The 17,084-nt window shown below is 57.2% G+C and carries 15 protein-coding genes; 2 read left to right on the forward strand and 13 right to left on the reverse strand.

What is annotated here, in order from left to right:
* Window positions 1–37: 37 nt before the first annotated feature.
* Window positions 38–772 carry a FadR/GntR family transcriptional regulator gene (locus tag BM320_RS12640; RefSeq protein WP_090200864.1) on the forward strand — a complete coding sequence of 245 codons (735 nt, stop codon included), beginning with the start codon at window positions 38–40 and terminating at the stop codon, window positions 770–772.
* Window positions 773–775: 3 nt separating this feature from the next.
* Here the strand turns inward: BM320_RS12640 and BM320_RS12645 are convergent, their stop codons facing one another.
* The 5 genes from BM320_RS12645 to BM320_RS12665 form a co-directional block, all read right to left on the reverse strand.
* Window positions 776–1,945: a mandelate racemase/muconate lactonizing enzyme family protein gene (locus BM320_RS12645; RefSeq protein ID WP_090200866.1), complete on the reverse strand. Its 1,170-nt coding sequence runs from the start codon at window positions 1,943–1,945 to the stop codon at window positions 776–778.
* Between the two features lie 8 nt (window positions 1,946–1,953).
* Window positions 1,954–3,387, reverse strand: a complete 1,434-nt coding sequence (locus tag BM320_RS12650; RefSeq protein ID WP_090200867.1) for an aldehyde dehydrogenase family protein — start codon at window positions 3,385–3,387, stop codon at window positions 1,954–1,956.
* 329 nt (window positions 3,388–3,716) lie between these two features.
* Window positions 3,717–4,502 (reverse strand): SDR family oxidoreductase, encoded by a 786-nt coding sequence (locus tag BM320_RS12655; protein WP_090200869.1) that lies wholly within the window; start codon window positions 4,500–4,502, stop codon window positions 3,717–3,719.
* Window positions 4,499–5,533 (reverse strand): zinc-dependent alcohol dehydrogenase, encoded by a 1,035-nt coding sequence (locus BM320_RS12660; protein ID WP_090200870.1) that lies wholly within the window; start codon window positions 5,531–5,533, stop codon window positions 4,499–4,501. The genes BM320_RS12655 and BM320_RS12660 overlap by 4 nt, the downstream gene beginning before the upstream one ends.
* Window positions 5,520–6,638, reverse strand: a complete 1,119-nt coding sequence (locus tag BM320_RS12665; RefSeq protein ID WP_090201547.1) for a mandelate racemase/muconate lactonizing enzyme family protein — start codon at window positions 6,636–6,638, stop codon at window positions 5,520–5,522. The genes BM320_RS12660 and BM320_RS12665 overlap by 14 nt, the downstream gene beginning before the upstream one ends.
* A gap of 132 nt (window positions 6,639–6,770) precedes the next feature.
* Here BM320_RS12665 and BM320_RS12670 point away from each other — a divergent pair, with 132 nt between their 5' ends.
* A complete protein-coding gene (locus BM320_RS12670) occupies window positions 6,771–7,475 on the forward strand; it encodes an FCD domain-containing protein (protein ID WP_090200872.1) in 705 nt (234 codons plus the stop codon).
* Window positions 7,476–7,523: 48 nt separating this feature from the next.
* On the opposite strand, the gene BM320_RS12675 is transcribed toward BM320_RS12670, so the two are convergent.
* From BM320_RS12675 to BM320_RS12710, 8 genes are all read right to left on the reverse strand, one after another.
* Window positions 7,524–8,960, reverse strand: coding sequence for an aldehyde dehydrogenase family protein (locus BM320_RS12675; RefSeq protein WP_090200874.1), 1,437 nt, complete (start codon window positions 8,958–8,960; stop codon window positions 7,524–7,526).
* A gap of 10 nt (window positions 8,961–8,970) precedes the next feature.
* Entirely contained in the window at window positions 8,971–10,485 is a 1,515-nt protein-coding gene (locus BM320_RS12680) for a sugar ABC transporter ATP-binding protein (protein ID WP_090200876.1), read from the reverse strand.
* Window positions 10,482–11,462, reverse strand: coding sequence for an ABC transporter permease (locus BM320_RS12685; protein WP_090200878.1), 981 nt, complete (start codon window positions 11,460–11,462; stop codon window positions 10,482–10,484). Before BM320_RS12685 ends, BM320_RS12680 begins: the two co-directional genes overlap by 4 nt.
* 59 nt (window positions 11,463–11,521) lie before the next feature.
* Complete coding sequence (locus BM320_RS12690) at window positions 11,522–12,556, reverse strand: sugar ABC transporter substrate-binding protein (RefSeq protein ID WP_090200879.1); 1,035 nt, start codon at window positions 12,554–12,556, stop codon at window positions 11,522–11,524.
* A gap of 67 nt (window positions 12,557–12,623) precedes the next feature.
* Window positions 12,624–13,577 carry an ABC transporter permease gene (locus BM320_RS12695; protein WP_090200881.1) on the reverse strand — a complete coding sequence of 318 codons (954 nt, stop codon included), beginning with the start codon at window positions 13,575–13,577 and terminating at the stop codon, window positions 12,624–12,626.
* Window positions 13,578–13,681: 104 nt separating this feature from the next.
* A complete protein-coding gene (locus tag BM320_RS12700) occupies window positions 13,682–15,298 on the reverse strand; it encodes a GMC family oxidoreductase (protein WP_090200883.1) in 1,617 nt (538 codons plus the stop codon).
* Between the two features lie 37 nt (window positions 15,299–15,335).
* Window positions 15,336–16,364: a zinc-binding dehydrogenase gene (locus BM320_RS12705; RefSeq protein WP_090200885.1), complete on the reverse strand. Its 1,029-nt coding sequence runs from the start codon at window positions 16,362–16,364 to the stop codon at window positions 15,336–15,338.
* Between the two features lie 2 nt (window positions 16,365–16,366).
* Window positions 16,367–17,083 (reverse strand): SDR family NAD(P)-dependent oxidoreductase, encoded by a 717-nt coding sequence (locus BM320_RS12710; protein WP_090200887.1) that lies wholly within the window; start codon window positions 17,081–17,083, stop codon window positions 16,367–16,369.
* Window position 17,084 lies beyond the last annotated feature (1 nt).

The raw sequence follows: 17,084 nt of genomic DNA on the forward strand, positions 1-17,084 counted from the left end.
CAGTTTACAGGGAAAATTAGCAAGGGCGGAACGCCAGATGCCACAGACCGCGCAACCCGGCCAAAAGCGTATTTTGCGCCGCAATCTGTCTGAACAAGTGGCAGAACAAATCGGGACGCGGATCTTAGGCGGGCATTACAGGCCGGGGGATACACTGCCCGAGGAATCGCAGCTATGCAGCGAATTCGGCGTGAGCCGCACCGTGATCCGCGAAGCGGTGCGGATGCTGGTTTCAAAGGGTATGCTAGAAGTGCGCCCGCGCATCGGCACCCGCGTTCTGAACCCGCAAGACTGGCAGCTTTTGGACCGCGCGGTGCTGGAATGGCAACAATCCATCCAAAGCGACGGGCAGCAATTAAAGGACCTGATCGAATTGCGGCAGGCCATCGAACCGCAGGCCGCATTTCTTGCAGCGCAAAGGCGCACAACGGCAGACCTGCAGGAAATCGGGGATGCCTTGCGCAAGATGGAACAAACGGTTGCGGACAATAGCGCCTATGCCGTGGCCGATGCGCAGTTTCATATCGCGATCCTGCGCGCCGCCAAAAACCGGTATTTCGACGCGTTAGAGGCTGCGATTTTTACCGGTCTATTGCTTAGCATTCGCGTCACGAACCCCGATGAAACCCGCAACTGTCTGTCGGTGCCGCTGCATCAGGATATTGCCTCGGCAATTATTGCGAGCGACCCGAATGCGGCCGAGCAGGCGATGCGCGTGCATCTTGCGGATTCGGCTGCGCGGCTGGTCCGAAACCTGCCCGCCACAGCCTGAAATTCAGGCCCCGACTGTATAACGCGCGATAAAGTCCCGATCAGGTTCAACCCCGATGCCAGGCCCGTCCGGCACGCTAACAAACCCGCCGTTACGCGCGACCTGCCCTTGGATGTCCAAAGGATTGGCCAGCAATTCGTCGCGGAAAAGGTTGTGGGTGGTGTCAAATTCAAGCATCGGCTCCCACGGATGTAGCCCGCCGGGCATCGGTGGCATTGCCGCCAGAAGTTGCAGGTTTGTCGCCACGGCAATGGCTGACCCCCAGACGTGGTTAATCACCGGCGTGAAATGCGCGTGGCACAGTGCAAGCACCCGCAGATATTCGCTGATCCCGCCCAATGCGCAAACCTCGGGTTGGGCGATGTCCAGCCCGCGGTTTTCAAGAATATTGCGCCAGCCCCACCGGCCAAATTCGGCCTCGCCGCCGGAAATATTCACCGACAGGCCCGCGCGCAATTCGCGGTAGCCGTCAAGATCCTCGGGGGCGACGGGTTCTTCGAACCAATAGGCGCCCAGTTCCTCAAGCGCGCGCCCCACATAGAAGGCATCGGATGTGGTATAACAGTGGTTTGCATCCACCATGAACCGCCCGTTTTCGCCAACACCTTTGGCGACCGCCTCGCAGAGTTTCACATCTGCCTTTGGCCCAAGACCGGTTTTCATTTTGGTGGCTGTGAAACCGGCACCGATGATCGCTGCGGCCTCGTCTGTGAAACGGGCGATATGATCTTCGACGCTTTCGCGTTTCAGCATCATCCCATAGCCATACGCCTGCACCTTGTTTCGGTGTGCGCCACCGATCAGTTTATGGATCGGCTGCCCTGTGACCTTGCCCGCGATGTCCCATAGGGCGATGTCCACCCCCGACAGCGATTGCATGGGCATCCCTTTCTGGCCGTGGTCGCGCATCAGGTTGTACACCTTATGCCACAGCACATCGCGGTCCATCGGATCGTGGCCGATAATCATCGGTGCGATCACCCCTTCGACGATACCCTTGTTGGCGATCGCAATCGGCCCCGGTCCAAAGCATTCGCCCCAGCCTGTGATACCCTCATCGGTTTGCACTTCGACAAGATGGGCGGTGCGCCGCGCGTAATATTGCTGGGAATAGCCCAGTTCTTCGGGCAGATCGTAGGCAAGAACATGGCTTGTGACGGATGTGATTTTCATGGTGTTTCCTATGAAAGCGCGCGGGTAATGCGTTTGGTGACAAGGTAATCGTTCAAGGCCAGATAGGAACAATCGTGCCCGATCCCCGATTGCCCGATCCCGCCGTGGGGCAGGTCAATGTCATATTTCACCCCGTTGATCTGGATTTCGCCATAACGCAGCGCGGCGGCGTATTTTTCGGCCTTGTGCAAATCAGCGGTGAAAATATAGGCGGTCAGCCCGCCATCATCGCCGTCATTGGCGCGTGCGACCAGATCGGCTTCACTGTCAAAGCGCACAAGGCTGACAATCGGCCCAAAGGTTTCATGGGTATAGACATCCATTTCGGGGGTCACATCCCCCAAAACAGTGGGCGCGATAAAATGGCCGGTGTCGCAGCCTTTTGGTCGGTCGCCGCCTGCCAGCACCTTGGCACCGTCGCGCGCCGCGCTGTCGATCAGCCCCTTGATGCGGGTCCATGCGCGTTTGTCGATCAACGGCCCTGTCACGATATCGGCGGTCTTATCGAACCCGACTTTGGCAGATTTTGCCCGCGCGACGACCTTGTCCCGAAAGGCATCATAGACGTCGCTGGCCACAAAAACGCGGTTGGGTGATACGCAGATTTGCCCAGCGTTGCTGAATTTGACGTTGCACACAATATCCGCAGCTAGATCAAGATCCGCGTCAGAAAACACCAGCACGGGGGCATTGCCGCCCAGTTCCATCGAATAGCGTTTGATGCTTGTGGCGCCGGTCGCCATGATGTGTCTGGCGGTTTTTGCAGACCCGATCAGCGTGATCATCGCGGGGATCGTGGATGCGGTAAGCGCATCTGCCACATCATACCCGTCGGTGCATAAAATCTGGACAACCCCAGCAGGCAACCCGATCTGGTGGCACAATTCGCCCACGGCATAGGCTGAAATCGGGGTCATTTCCGACGGACGGATGATAATCGGGCAACCCGCAGCCATTGCCGGCCCGATCTTGAACGCCAGATTCAGCAGCGGAAAATTCCACGCCAGAAATGCCAGCGCGACCCCTGCGGGTTCATGGACCAAACGGTGCGTATGTGTGCCAGCGCGGTCGGCGATGGACGTGTCATGTACGCGGGCGATTTCTTCGGCATAGAACGCCAGCGCGTTCTTGAGGCTGTCAAAATCTTCTTGTGTGCTGCTCCAGGGTTTGCCCATTTCGTGATGCAAGCAGTCGCGCAAATATGTTTCGTTTGCGATAACCGCGTCGCGCAGTTTGAACATCCAGTCCTGACGTTCCTTGATCGATGCCCGCGACCAGTAAGGAAAGGCCGCCGCCGCAGCATCCAGTGCGCGCTGTGCTTCGGGCAGACCGGCGGCGGCCACATGGCCAACAACCTGTTCGGTGGCGGGGTTTTCAACCGTGATTTCAGCCGCACCGCCGACCAGTTCGCCTGCGATATACATCTTTTTGTGATAGGTCATTTGCACCTCGGTTGGTCATATCGGAAGAAACCGGTCGGGTTTGGCGGTTCTTGACAAGCGAACGCGCGAAACGCTGTTTCTTGGGGTCGTGTTGGCATTGTTCATTCATATTATGAATAGACAAATGCAGAATACACGATTGCAGGTCAGAAGAAACAGTTTTTAAAGTGCATGATATCAAGCCGTTAATTCAAACGGCGATTCCATCGGCCTGCAACCGCAGCTATGCGGCGCGTTATTAGGGCCAAATGTTATTCCACATAGTTTCTATTTTGGGCGTCAACGCACATGGGATAGACCCCGATGCGCGTTGACCGTTTTTAACGTTGTTAGCGACCCATCCAGCCGCCATCGACGGTCAGGATCTCGCCGCTGACATAATCGGACGCGGATGACGCCAAGAATACAATCGGGCCGGCAAAATCTTCGGGGGTGCCCCAGCGGCCCTGCGGAATGCGGCCAAGAATGGCGTCATAGCGGTCTTTGTCGTTGCGCAAGGCTTCGGTGTTGTCGGTGGCAATATAGCCGGGTGCAATGGCGTTCACATTCACGCCCTGCCCCGCCCATTCGTTGGCCAATGCTTTGGTCAGCTGGCCGATGCCGCCTTTGGATGCGGCATAACCCGGCACCGTAATGCCGCCCTGATAGGTCAGCAGCGACGCGGTAAAGATGATCTTGCCGCGCCCGCGCCCGTCTTTTGCGCGTGCGATCATGCCCCTCCCGATTTCTCGGCTCAGGACAAATTGCGCGGAAAGATTGACCTCGATCACCTCATCCCACCATTCATCGGGGTGTTCGGCGGCGGGCTTGCGTTTGATCGTGCCCGCGTTGTTGACCAGAATATCGGGCGCAACGCCGTCCGCCTCTAGCTGCTTGGCAAATGCGGTGACCGCCGCACGGTCGGAAAAATCACAGGTATAGGCGCGAAAGCTGCGGCCAAGCCCCTGCACGGCCTTTTCCACATCGCTCCCTTGGGCTTCAAGGGTGGCGGATACGCCGACGATATCGGCACCAGCCGCGGCCAGTGCTTCGGCCATGCCGCGCCCGATGCCGCGTTTACATCCAGTCACAAGCGCGGTTTTTCCGGTAAGATCAAATTGTGACAACATGCTCATGCTCCTACTTTGATGAGGCTTTTCATCGCGGTCGGGCTACTGTCGAGCCCTTCGAATGAGGCTTGAATTTCGCTCAACGGGCTGACGTCTGTGATCACTGTGTCCGCATCCACACCGCCGCTGGCGATGATTTCAATCGCCTTTTCATAATCTTGGGGTTCGTATACGCGGGCCCCAAGCAGTTCGAGTTCACGCCAGAAGAACTGAAACAAATCAATCTGCGGTTTGGTGGCGTGGATCGCGACCATCACAATCCGCGCGCGTGTTGCAGCAACGGCTGTCATCGCATCAACGCCGGGTTGGGTGCCTGACACTTCGAACACGACATCAGCGCCCTTGCCGCCGGTGCGCGTTGTGATCGCGCCGACCAGATCGACGTCTTTGGGGTTTACTGTCGCAAAGCCCAGCTTTTGCGCGATGGCCAGACGGTGCGGGTTGACTTCGGATATCACGACATTGCCGCCCGTATCACGCGCGACCATGGCCACCAGAATGCCAATTGGTCCGCCGCCAATAACGACAACATCTTCGCCCGCCTTCAGCGCGGCGCGGCGCACATCGTGACAGGCAACCGCAACCGGTTCGATCAGGGCCGCGTGATCAAGCCGCAATTGCGCGGGCAAAACGTGCAGCGTATGCGCAGGCACATTCCAGATTTCCTGCATGGCCCCATCGGTATCAAGCCCGAGGAATTTCAGTTTATGGCAGATATGTTCGTGGCCCGCAGTACATGCCGGACATTCCCCGCAGTGATCCAATGGGCGCACAACGACATGTTCGCCAGCGGTAATCCCTGTCACGCCTTCGCCAATGCTTTCGACGACACCGGACATTTCATGCCCAACAATACGGTTCAGGCCAACGCGGGCATCCATATTCCCGTGAAAAACGTGCATATCGGTGCCGCAAATGCCGCAAAACGCGATCCGGACCGCGACTTCGCCTTTTTTGGGCGGGGTAACGGCCGTTTTTTCAACCGTGAATGTCTTGTTGCCGCGATAGTAGGCCGCGTTGATTTCAAGAGTGCTCATCGTGCATTTCCTTATGCGCTTGGGTGAGTTTGTCCCAGTCGAAGGTCACACCGATGCCAGGTTCGTTCGAAGCAACGGCAAGGTGGTTTTCAACAACAAGAGGGCGCTGTGTATAGGCATCGATCGGAAAGGAATGGACTTCGATCCAACCGGGGTTTTTCTGTGCAGAGACAAGGCTAACGTGTAATTCTTGCATGCCGTGGCTGCACACAGACACGTTGTGCGCCTGCGCCAGTGCCGCCGCCTGCAGCCATCCGGTGATGCCGCCGCAATTGGACGCATCCGGCTGGATATAGCTGAGCTTGGCATCGGCCATCGCATATTCGAATTCGTGGATCGTATGCAGATTTTCACCCATTGCCAGCGGCATGCCCGTGGCATCGGCGATCTGCGCATAGCCGTGGTAATTATCGGGGATAATCGGTTCTTCGAACCATGTGATATTATAGGGTTTGAACGCCTGCGCGGCGGCAATCGCCTGATCGACGGTCATGGAATAGTTTGCATCGACCATGAATGTGACGTCAGGCCCGATCAGTTCGCGCACCGCTTTGACCCGTGCGACATCTTCGGCAAGCGTTGGCTGGCCGATCTTGATTTTCACGCCGTTAAAACCTTTTGCAAGGTATCCGCTGATACTGTCGAGCAGCTTGGGCAGTGGAAAATTTAGGTCGATCCCGCCCGCATAGGCGCGGCAGCGGTCAGCAGCACCACCCGCCATTTGCCAAAGCGATTTGCCGGTTTGCTTGCCGCGCAAATCCCACAGCGCGATATCAACTGCCGAAATCGCAAACGACGCGATACCGCCGCGCGCCACATAATGCAGATGCCATTGCATCGCGTCATAAAGCGCCCCTATGTCCTGCGCCTCGCGCCCGATCAGAAACGGCGCAAGGTCATGCGTGATCATTGCCGCAATTGCGCGCCCGCCCTTGCCTCCGGTATAGGTATAGCCAGTGCCCTTGGACCCGTCGGCAAGAACAATGGTGGCAGTCACCAGTTCAAAATGGGTATGATCACCATGTTTGGCATCGGAAAGAACTTCGGCCAAAGGAACATCAAAGGACCGTACAATGACATCTTGAATAGGGTTTGGTTTCGTCATGGGTAGCACCTTCATCAATTTCCATTTGGTCGGACCAAAGTTGGTATCAAACTTGCTTTTTGTGCAGGTTTTGTCAAGTTGCTTATGCACAATTCATTTTTAGTCGGACAAAAATAGCCAAGGATCGCAGATATGGAAGAAAAAATTACCGGAAGAGCGGCCGATCGCGTTGTGCGGGTATTGGCGCAAAAGATTCGCGACGGTGTTATTGCGCATGGTGCGCCGCTGCCCGCCGAACGTGATCTTATGGTTGAATTCGGCATCAGCCGCACCGTCGCCCGCGAGGCGATCAGCGCGCTGTCGAGCCAGGGACTGGTCGAAGCCAAGCCGCGTCACCGCCCTGTCGCGCGCAAGCCCGGATTTGATGCGGCGATGGATGCGACCGGATCTATTGTTGGCAATTTGCTGCTTCAGCCGGGCGGGGTGTGGAATCTTTTTGACACCCGCATTCTGGTCGAGGCGTCACTGGTGCGCAGCGCTGCGGAAAAAGCAAATAAACATGACATCGCCGCGCTGGAAACGGCCCTGTTGGCGAATAAGGCCGCCATCCATGACAGCGATTTATTCTATCAAACAGATATGCAATTCCACCGCATTTTCTATAACATTTCGGGCAATCCGGTCTGGCCTGCGGTCCACCGCGCCTATGTGACATGGCTGGCGCCACAATGGGGGCAGATGCCGCGCCTGCCCGAACGCAACAAGGCGAATTTCGCGGCGCATGCGGCCATTATGGATGCAATTCTGATGCGCGATCCCGATGCGGCCGAAGCGGCGCTGAAATCGCACCTTATGCAGGCCTGGGATCAGGTGCGGCTGACGTTCGGCGATATCTAGCATGCATGGCGCAGGTCAGCGCCATGCATAAAACCAAAGGCTTGGGGCCTAATAGGACATATAGACAGTACGTTTTTGCATATAGCCTTCGAACCCGTGAATCCCGTCTTCGCCGCCCAGACCGCTTAGCTTGTGGCCGTTGTGATAGCCGTTCACCAGCCCCGTGATGCCAGAGTTCAAAAAGATCGTGCCGGTTTCCAGACGTTTGATCGCATCCATGTAGATTGACGGGTTTTGCGTCCACAAATAGGCAGACAGCCCGTCAGGGCGCGCATTGGCGATGCGCAGGGCGTCTTCATAGTCTTTGACCCGCACGATCGGCAGGACGGGGCCAAAGATTTCTTCGACAACGGCGGCGGTTTCAGCGGTTGCATCCACAAGAACGGTGGGTTCGTACCAGTTGCCCGTGGCAAAGGCCGCCCCGTCGGGACGTTTGCCGCCCGCCGCGATTTTTGCGCCACCCGCGACGGAATCCGCAACGATCTTTTCGACCCGCGCCAAGGCGTCGGGGGTTGTGATCGGGCCCATACCGCCGTTGGTCTTGGGGTCACCAACTTTGACGGATTTTACCTTTTCCAGCAGTTTGGCGGTAAATGCATCGGCAACGGATTCTTCGACCAACACGGCTTCGTTGCAGATACACACCTGCCCCGCATTGGCGAAACGCGCAACAACCGCGGCTTCGGCAGCGGCGTCGATATCAGCGTCTTTGAGAACAATAAACGGGGCAGAGCCGCCCAATTCCAATGACAGTGCGGTCAGGTTCTTGGCGGCCGCTTCCATGATCATCTGCCCTGCACGGATTGATCCGGTCAGGGTGATCATGCGCACCGTGGGGCTTTCGACCAGCGGCGCGCCGACATCCTTGCCGGTGCCAGTGACCATATTGATCACCCCCGCAGGCAGGCCCGCGTCCTTGCAGATTTTGCAAAACACCGAAGCCGTGACAGGTGTGGCCTCGTGGGGTTTGATGATCATTGTGTTGCCCGCCACCAGCGCCGGCCCTGCCTTGCGGCCGATCAACGCCAGCGGATAGTTATAAGCACAAAGGCCCAAGGTAACGCCGTAAGGCACACGGTAGATATAAAGCTGTTCGTTGGGCCGGTCAGACGGCAGGATTTCACCTTGGATACGGCGCGCGGATTCGGCTGCATAGGTCATATAGCGGATGGTGTCGGTGACCTCGCCTGCAGCTTCGGCGCGGCTTTTGCCCTGCTCCATCACCAACAGTTCTTCGAGCAGATCGCGTTCGCGTTCAATGCCGTCGGCGATCTTGTAGATATAGTCCGCACGGGTCTGCGGCGGCAGCATTTGCCAGTCTTTTTGCGCGCGCGCGGATGTTGCAATGGCGCGGGCAACATCATTGGGGGTGCAGGCCGGAACATGGGCCCAGACGGCCCCTGTTGCGGGGTCGAAAACATCCATACGCGCGCCGTCAGAGGCATCAACAAATGTGTTATCAATGAAGGCTTGGTAATAGGTCATTTTGGTCCTTTCAGGCGTGCGCCGCGGCGGGCAGGTTTGCGCCCGCCATATCCGCAAGCATCTTGTCTTTATCAAAATCGGGGTGGCTATAGCTGGCGACGGATCGACCCTGATACAGCGTAATCACGCGATCAGCGAGCATGATCACCTCGTCGATTTCATAGCTAAGGATCAGGACGCCAACGCCGCGCGTGGCAAGCTCTTCGATAATCCGATAGATATCTGCCTTGGCATGCACATCAATGCCGCGCGTCGGTTCAAGCAAGATCAGCAGCTCGAGATCCTCGTCCAGCCAGCGCGAGAAACATATCTTTTGCTTGTTGCCGCCCGACAGAAACCGGATTTCCTGATCCGGCGATGACGTTTTGGTCGAGGTTTCGCGGATCGCTTTTGCAACAACGGCTTCGACCTTGGCGGCATTGATCAATCCGCCGCGCGTGGCCTTTTCCAAAAACGGCAGGGCAATATTGTCGCGCACGGACAGGGCGGCCATGATCCCGTTTTTATCGCGGTTTTCGGTGACCATGCCCATGCCATCGCGCACAGCAGCCGCAGGCCCGCGACCGGGTCGCAAGGTAGTGCCACGATAGGAAATTGTGCCCTCATAGCCCGATGTCAGCCCGAAAATCGCCTTGGCCAGTTCCGGCGCGCCGCAACCGCGCAGGCCCGTAAGCACCAGAATTTCACCACGGCGCAGATCAAACGAAACATCCTGATAGGCATGCGCATGCGTCAGGCCGCGCACGTCAAGCAGCACATCGTCGCTGATTGTCTTTACCGGCTTTACGAAGTCGTCCAGCTCTGTGCCGGTCATGGTTTTGATCACGGCGGCTTCGGTGGTGTTTGATGTGCGCTCGGACAGCACAATCTTACCATCGCGCATCACGGTCACCTGTTCGGCAATACCGAATATCTCGGGCATGTGGTGCGAGATATAGATAATCGCAACGCCTTCGGCTTTCATCCGCCGGATAAACCCGAACAGGCGTTCTTTGTCTTCTTCGGACAGCGCGGATGTCGGCTCGTCCATGACAATCAGCCAGCTGTCGGACATCAGCGCGCGGATAATTTCGACGATCTGCTTTTCGCCCGAATTTAGATCGCGCACGGGGCTTGCGGGGTCCAGATCCAACCCGAAACGGTCCAGCTGCGCCCTGACCCTGCGCGCCATTTCGCGTTTGTTCAAAAACGGTGTGCCGCCGATAAACAGCTCGCGCCCCAAAAATATATTGTCCGCCACGGTCAATTCGTTGATCAGCGAATATTCCTGATGGATCATCGCAACGCCGTGCTTTGTCGCATCTACGGGGGCCGCGATTTCGATCGGTTGCCCGTTGAGTTCAATCACGCCCTGATCGCGCTGGATCACGCCGCCCAGGACTTTCATCAATGTTGATTTGCCAGCCCCGTTCAGTCCGACAAGCGCGTGGACCTCGCCTGCGACACTGGAAAAATCAACATTATCAAGCGCGCGGGTCGCGAAAAAGCTTTTGCCGATCCCCTTCATGTCAATGCGGTTGTTCATGCTGCTTTCCCCCGTTGTGTCCAGCTATCAAGCAAAACAACACCCAAGAGGATCATCCCCTTAATCAGGCTTTGCAGATAGGGGTTTGTGCCCGTCAAAACGAGCCCGTTAATAATGATGCCATAGAGCAGCACGCCAAGGATTGTGCCCAGCAGCCGTCCGCGTCCGCCAAACAATGATGTGCCACCAAGAATGACAGCGGTGATCGCGTCAAATTCCAGATAAAGCCCTGACCAAGGCTGGCCTGACGATACGCGCCCGACCGTCACAATCGCCGAAAGCCCCGCAAGCGCGCCGGACAGGGCGTAAATCCAAACAACCGACCGTTCGGGCCTGCGCCCCAGAACAAAGGCCGTGTTGAAATTGGCGCCCGCCGCATAGACATTGCGCCCGAACGGTGTGCGGTACAAAAGCACCGAAAGCGCCACAAAAACGCAGAATACAAACGGGATGACCACTGGAATATTGCCCCAGCTCGTCCCGCCGAGCCACAAGAATGTCGGATCTGACACGTTGATCGACGTGGCATCATAGATCACCAGCGCAAGCCCGCGTGCGAGCGCGAATGTGGCCAAGGTCACCATAAAGGCCGATAGTTTGAGCCTGCCAATAAAAATCCCGTTGATCGTGCCGATCGCCATGCCCGCAAGGATCGCCGTAAGAAAACCAAGCGGTGCGCTGCCGGTGGTGGTCAACGTGATCACCCCGACACCGCCTGCAAAGGCGACATTGGACCCCACGCTCAGATCGATACCGCCCGTCAGCATGACAAAGGTCATCCCCATCGACACCAAAAACAGCACCGCAATAGAGCGGAGCAGAATGCCGATATTCACCAGTGAATAGAAATTTTCGTTGGCAAGGCTAAAGCCCACCGATGCAAGAACGATCAGCCCGGCCAAAACAAGATAGCGCAGCGTAAGGCCGCTGATTGCTGCTTTGGCTGCTGTCGGATTGACGGTTACAGTGCTTGTCATGAAACGAACCCTTATCAAATGTGCCGCCGGTACGGGAGAATACCGGCGGCGGTGCCGGTTTACTGAACTGAATCAGGACCGAATTCGAGGTAGCCGTTAGCGGCCACATCAAGCGCCTGATCGACATAGTAAACGGTCACATCTGCGGGGAAGCCGTTTTCAAGTGCCTTGGCGTGGTTTGCTTCGGTCAGGACCAGCGGCGTGAAGAAGTCGTAGACTTTATCAAGCTCTTCGCCCTGATGAATGCGGTAGGCCATCTGCACAAAGTTCCAGCCTTCGCGGGTGCCGGACAACAAAATGTCTGCCATTACCTGGCCGCCTTCCATCTGCTGCATGATCGGAATGTCGCCGTCATAGCCATAGAACTGGATGTCGGTGTTGCCAGAGTTCGCAGCAATCGCAATGGACGGGTACATGTAACCATCGGTCACGCCCGAAATCGCGTCCAGATCAGGGAATTGGGTCAGCCAGTTTTCGGCCAGTGTCTGCGCCTTAACAGTGTCCCAATCGGCGGGCTGTTCGGCGACGACGTTCACGTTTTCACAGGCAGAGATGCCTTCAAGAATACCGGCATGACGTGCTTCGCCTGACGGGTTGCCCGCTTGGCCCAGCATGATCGCCACTTCAAACGGCTCTCCGCCGGACAATGCGCACATTGCCAAACCTTGGTTGCGACCATTCGCAATGTCACCAAGCGTAAAGCTGTAATCAGCGCTATCCATTGGCGAATGCACCGCAATCCATGTGATGCCGGCGGCTTGGGCCTGCGCGACAAGCGGTTCAAACGCGTCAACGTTGATCGCGTTCACAAACATCACGTCCGGGCCTTCGTTGATCGTAACTTCTGTTTGTTGGATCATCTTTTCAAGGCTGCCTTCGGCGGACAACCAGCGACCGGTGATGGCGATATCGGGAAAGGCTTCGTCGTAGGCTGCGATGGCATCTTCAAAGCCGGACAGCCATGCCACGTGGTATGGTGCGACGTGGCCGTCGTTGATGAAAACGATGTCAAGCGCGTCATCTTGTGCCAGCGCGCCGCTTCCCATTGCTGCGCCAAGAACAAGCCCGAGTGCTGTTGTAGATTTCAGTGTCATTGGTTCTATCCTCCATTTTTGAACCGTTTTGGCCAATGCAGGCCTGCCGTATGTTCCTTGGCGCGGATTAATGCGCTTCGGATTGTTTTGATTGCCAAAGCAACCAGTTCACCCCCAAGGCCGCCAGAATGACGACCCCCTTGAAAACCTGATGCCAGACGTCCTCTACGTTCAGCAGGTTCAAGGCGTTGTTCACGATGCCGATGAATGCAATTCCCCACAGGGCGCCGCCAATGGTGCCGCGCCCGCCCTGGATCAGTGTGCCGCCGATAATGATTGCCGCGATGGCATCAAGAAGCAGGCCGTTGCCATCCAGCCCCGGCTGCACAAACCCCATGCGCGTTGACAGCATGATCCCTGCAAAACCGCTGCATAGGCCCGAAAACATGAAAATCCCGATCTTGACGCGATCAACGTTGATGCCTGCCAGCTTGGCGTTTTCTTCGCTGTTGCCGATCGCAATGATCGCGGCCCCGATGCGGGTGTGGTTGTAAACGACATAGGCCGCCGCACACAGTCCGATCAAAAACAGGAACGACAGGTAGATACCAAAGATCTTTTGCGATCCGGCAAACTGAAAAAACCCGCCCATCAGGAAAATCTGCTGGCCGCGCGGGATAACCAGACCGGACAGGCCCTGCGCCATGAACAGCGCCGAAAGGGTGACGATAAATGCGGGCAGTTTCAATTTGGCGACAAGAACGCCGATCAGCCCGCCCATTGTCAGTGAAGCGACAACCACTGCCAGCAGCCCAATACCAACACCGCCCGTCAGCCCAAAGAACACGCCCAGAAGCACCGCAAAAAACACGGAAGCCATGCCCATGGACAAATCAATGTTTCCGGACACGATCACAAAGAACTGCCCCAGCGCAATCAAACCGATCGGCACAATCTGACGCGAAATCGCGGACATGTTGTCCACGCTCAGGAACCGCGGGCTAATCAGAAAGAAGATCACACAGCAGACAAGCGTCACGACAATGATGTTGCGCTCGCGCAGTATCTTTCCAATGTTCATCTTGCTTCCCCTCTTTTGGTCCGACCAAACAAGTCATTTGTGACCTGAAACGTAGATATTCGTCAAGTGTTAATAAGTGGTCCGGTGTTTTAGTCGGACGAAAATTATAGCCGCCCCAAGACAAGATCGGCACAGCGGTCGCCCAGAACCATCGCCGGTGCATTGGTATTTCCTGCTGGAATTTCAGGCACTGCGGACATATCGCACACGCGCAGCCTCTCAATTCCGCGCACCCGCATGCGTGCATCCAGAACGGCCATTGCATCGCCGTCCGCCCCCATGCGCGCGGTGCCAACAGGGTGATAATTTGTTTTCACAACCTTGCGGCAATGGGCGGCCAAGCCCGCATCGGACATATCAAGCGGCGCGACGATCTCTTTGATTCGGCCCGCCAGAGGCGCGGTGTCCATCGTTTCGCGAAAGTACCGCAAGCCCGCAATCATCGCGTCCATATCCGCCTTCTCCTTTAGGAAGTTCGGCGAAATACGCGGCATCGCCGCAGGATCAGCAGAAGCCAGACGCACCTCGCCTGTCGATTCCGGTTTGAGCAAAACCATCTGGATCGACATGCCATGACCGTTTCCGATCCGCTTGAGCCAAGCATCATCAAGATACATAACAGGGATACAATATGCCTCGTGGGTGGGCGGCGCATCGGGGTCTGTCGGGTTAACAAAACACGCGGCTTCCAATCCGGTCGTAGTAATACGGCCGCGCCCGAAAAGTTTGAATTCAAGCCCGTTGCGCAGCATGTTCAGCCCGCGATCCTGCCCGTAATACCCGTAAGGACCGTTGGCGCGGGCCACGACCGACACGTCGGGGTGATCTTTCAGATTTTGCCCGACGCCTTGCAGGTCTTCGATGGTCTTGATCCCGTGTTCTGCAAGATGGTCCGCCGGACCCAGCCCCGAAAGCATCAGCAACTTGGGCGTGACAAATGCGCCGGCGGACAGGATCACTTCGCCTGATGTACGCACCTCGTGCACACCGGATTTATCGCGGTAAACAACGCCAACAGCGCGGCCTTTTTCAATGATGATCCGTTCGGCCTGCGCGCGCAGGCGGATGGTCAGGTTCGGATTGTTCTTGAGCGGGTCCAGAAACGCATAGGCCGCAGACACCCGCTGCCCCTTGTCATAGGTGAATTGGAAATACCCGACACCACGTTGCGACCTGCCGTTAAAATCGGGGTTGAACGGTTCGCCCTGTGCCTGCAATGCCTGCACAAACCAGCGCGACATATCGTCAATGTGACCGGGGTCAGAAACAACAAGCTTGCCCTCTGCGCCATGCAATTCATTGTTGAATTTCTTGTTTCTTTCCAGCCGTTTAAAGTGCGGCAGCACATCATCCCAACCCCAACCGATGGCGTCGTTATTGCCGCGCAGCACATCGTTCCAGCCGTCGTAATCAGATGGGCGGCCACGTACATAGGCCTGCCCGTTCACGCTTGACCCGCCGCCCAGCACATTGCCTTGCGGAATTTCAGCGCGGCGCCCGTCCAGATGGGCTTGGGGTTCGGACACATGGGTTTTGAAATATTTGGACCCGTTTTTAAGCAACTTGAAAACACCGGGCGGCATATCAAGCAGCGGGTGGCGGTGGTGGTGACCGGCCTCAAGCAACAAAATCCGCCCGCCGCCGTCCTCTACCAAACGCGATGTTACAACGCTTCCGGCGGAACCGCCGCCAATGACGATATGATCAAAAGTTTCGCTCATCTTTACGCTCCTGTTCCGGTCTGCGTGGTAAAAACTGTCAGGTCTCGCTTGCCAAAATGATGATTTTTCCAAAGGCCGCACCGCTGGCCATCAACTCCAGCGCGTCGCCCACCTGCCCAAGCGGGAACGCCTGCGCGGTCAGCACATCAAAATCGACGCTGCCTGCTTCGATCAGCTGCACGGCTTCTTCGAATTCGCGGTTGAACTGGAACGATCCGGAAACCTCGATTTCCTTGAGCATGATCAGGTTCAGGTTCACCTTGGCTTCGCGCAACTGGATATTGCTCAGGATCGACACGCGCCCCTTTTGGCGCACGGCCTTTAGTGCTGTGTTGAACGCGGGGATTGCGCCGCTTGCCTCGACGACCACGTCGAATTTACGGTCAAGGTCAGCCTCGTCAAATTCGCCGATGACCAATCCGTGATGCGCGCCGGCCTTGCGGGCAACATCCACGGCGCCTGTGCGCAAATCTATCGCAGTGACGTCTGCGCCGCGCGCAACCGCGCCCGCAATGGCCAAAAGCCCCATCGGGCCGCAGCCCGTCACCAGAACTTTGTGACCTTTGGAAACCCCGCCCTTGTTCAACGCATGCAAGGCGCAGGCCATCGGTTCTGCAAAGGTCAGATGCCGCGGGTCGACGTGCCGCGCGACCGGACGGCAACAGCGCGTAGGGTGGTCGATCACATCGCGGAAAAAACCGTCAAGATGCGGCACCGTTGTTGCAGAGCCGGGGAATTTCTTGGCGGTGCAAAGATTTTCTTCGCCGCGCAAACACGGGTCGCATGTCTGGCAGTTCATGATCGGGTTCAGCGCCACCAGCTGCCCGACCGCAAGGTCGCTGCCATTGGGATCGGTGACATAGGCGCAGGCCTCGTGGCCCAAGGTCACAGGGTTTTGCAGCACAAAGCCGGCGTTGGCGAAATGCGCATAATAGTGCAAATCCGTGCCACACAGGCTGGCCACGGCAAGCCGCAGACGTGCGTGCCCTGCGGGGACAGGTGTTTGCACAGATTGGCTGGTGGTTTCGATTTCGCGCGCGGCGGTCAGTTTGGTTTGCATATCCATGATCAGAACCCCACCGCATAGCCGCCATCGACAGGCAGGTTGGCGCCATTCACATAGGCGGCCTGATCCGAGGCGAGATAATAAACGGTGTTTGCGACATCCTGCGGCGTGCCGAATTTACGCCCCGGAATGCGGCCTTCGATCTTGTCGCGGCGCGCGGGGTCTTTGGCCAGAATTGCGCGGGTCATATCGGTATCAATAAAGCCGGGGCTGACCGCGTTGCACCGGATCCCGAATTGCGCAGCGTCCACGGCCACCGACCGTGTCAGCCCGACAACCGCTGTTTTTGCCGTGACATAGGCCGCCGCAGACGGCAGCCCCATAATGCCCCCCATCGACGCGATATTCACAATCGCGCCGCCGGTGTCACGGTGCAGGTTCACATAGCGGCCACAGCTGGCAAACATCGCCCGCACATTCACGTCCAGAACCATGTCAAATTCATCGGGTGAAACATCCCAGACGGGTTTTTTCAGATGCACGCCCGCGTTATTGACCAATGCGCTGATTGGCCCCGCCTTGGCGTGGATATCCGCCAGATAGGTCGCTTCGCGGTCGGCGGCGATGTCGCAGGCAACAAAATGCGCCTGCGGCCCCAGCTGGTCAAAATCCGCGCGGCTGCGCGCAACGATGTAGACCTCGTAACCTGCGGCGATGAAACGCTGGCTCTGGCTTAGGCCAAGGCCTTTGTTGCCTCCGGTGATGACGGCGACTGGCATT

It is taken from the genome of Yoonia tamlensis, assembly GCF_900115105.1.
Classification (GTDB): domain Bacteria; phylum Pseudomonadota; class Alphaproteobacteria; order Rhodobacterales; family Rhodobacteraceae; genus Yoonia; species Yoonia tamlensis.

What these genes read in the sequence shown, in the direction of transcription:
- BM320_RS12640 (WP_090200864.1), top strand. Translation starts at nt 38, where the DNA reads ATGCCACAGACCGCGCAACCCGGCCAAAAGCGTATTTTGCGCCGCAAT.
- BM320_RS12645 (WP_090200866.1), bottom strand. Translation starts at nt 1,945, where the DNA reads ATGAAAATCACATCCGTCACAAGCCATGTTCTTGCCTACGATCTGCCC.
- BM320_RS12650 (WP_090200867.1), bottom strand. Translation starts at nt 3,387, where the DNA reads ATGACCTATCACAAAAAGATGTATATCGCAGGCGAACTGGTCGGCGGT.
- BM320_RS12655 (WP_090200869.1), bottom strand. Translation starts at nt 4,502, where the DNA reads ATGAGCATGTTGTCACAATTTGATCTTACCGGAAAAACCGCGCTTGTG.
- BM320_RS12660 (WP_090200870.1), bottom strand. Translation starts at nt 5,533, where the DNA reads ATGAGCACTCTTGAAATCAACGCGGCCTACTATCGCGGCAACAAGACA.
- BM320_RS12665 (WP_090201547.1), bottom strand. Translation starts at nt 6,638, where the DNA reads ATGACGAAACCAAACCCTATTCAAGATGTCATTGTACGGTCCTTTGAT.
- BM320_RS12670 (WP_090200872.1), top strand. Translation starts at nt 6,771, where the DNA reads ATGGAAGAAAAAATTACCGGAAGAGCGGCCGATCGCGTTGTGCGGGTA.
- BM320_RS12675 (WP_090200874.1), bottom strand. Translation starts at nt 8,960, where the DNA reads ATGACCTATTACCAAGCCTTCATTGATAACACATTTGTTGATGCCTCT.
- BM320_RS12680 (WP_090200876.1), bottom strand. Translation starts at nt 10,485, where the DNA reads ATGAACAACCGCATTGACATGAAGGGGATCGGCAAAAGCTTTTTCGCG.
- BM320_RS12685 (WP_090200878.1), bottom strand. Translation starts at nt 11,462, where the DNA reads ATGACAAGCACTGTAACCGTCAATCCGACAGCAGCCAAAGCAGCAATC.
- BM320_RS12690 (WP_090200879.1), bottom strand. Translation starts at nt 12,556, where the DNA reads ATGACACTGAAATCTACAACAGCACTCGGGCTTGTTCTTGGCGCAGCA.
- BM320_RS12695 (WP_090200881.1), bottom strand. Translation starts at nt 13,577, where the DNA reads ATGAACATTGGAAAGATACTGCGCGAGCGCAACATCATTGTCGTGACG.
- BM320_RS12700 (WP_090200883.1), bottom strand. Translation starts at nt 15,298, where the DNA reads ATGAGCGAAACTTTTGATCATATCGTCATTGGCGGCGGTTCCGCCGGA.
- BM320_RS12705 (WP_090200885.1), bottom strand. Translation starts at nt 16,364, where the DNA reads ATGGATATGCAAACCAAACTGACCGCCGCGCGCGAAATCGAAACCACC.
- BM320_RS12710 (WP_090200887.1), bottom strand. Translation starts at nt 17,083, where the DNA reads ATGCCAGTCGCCGTCATCACCGGAGGCAACAAAGGCCTTGGCCTAAGC.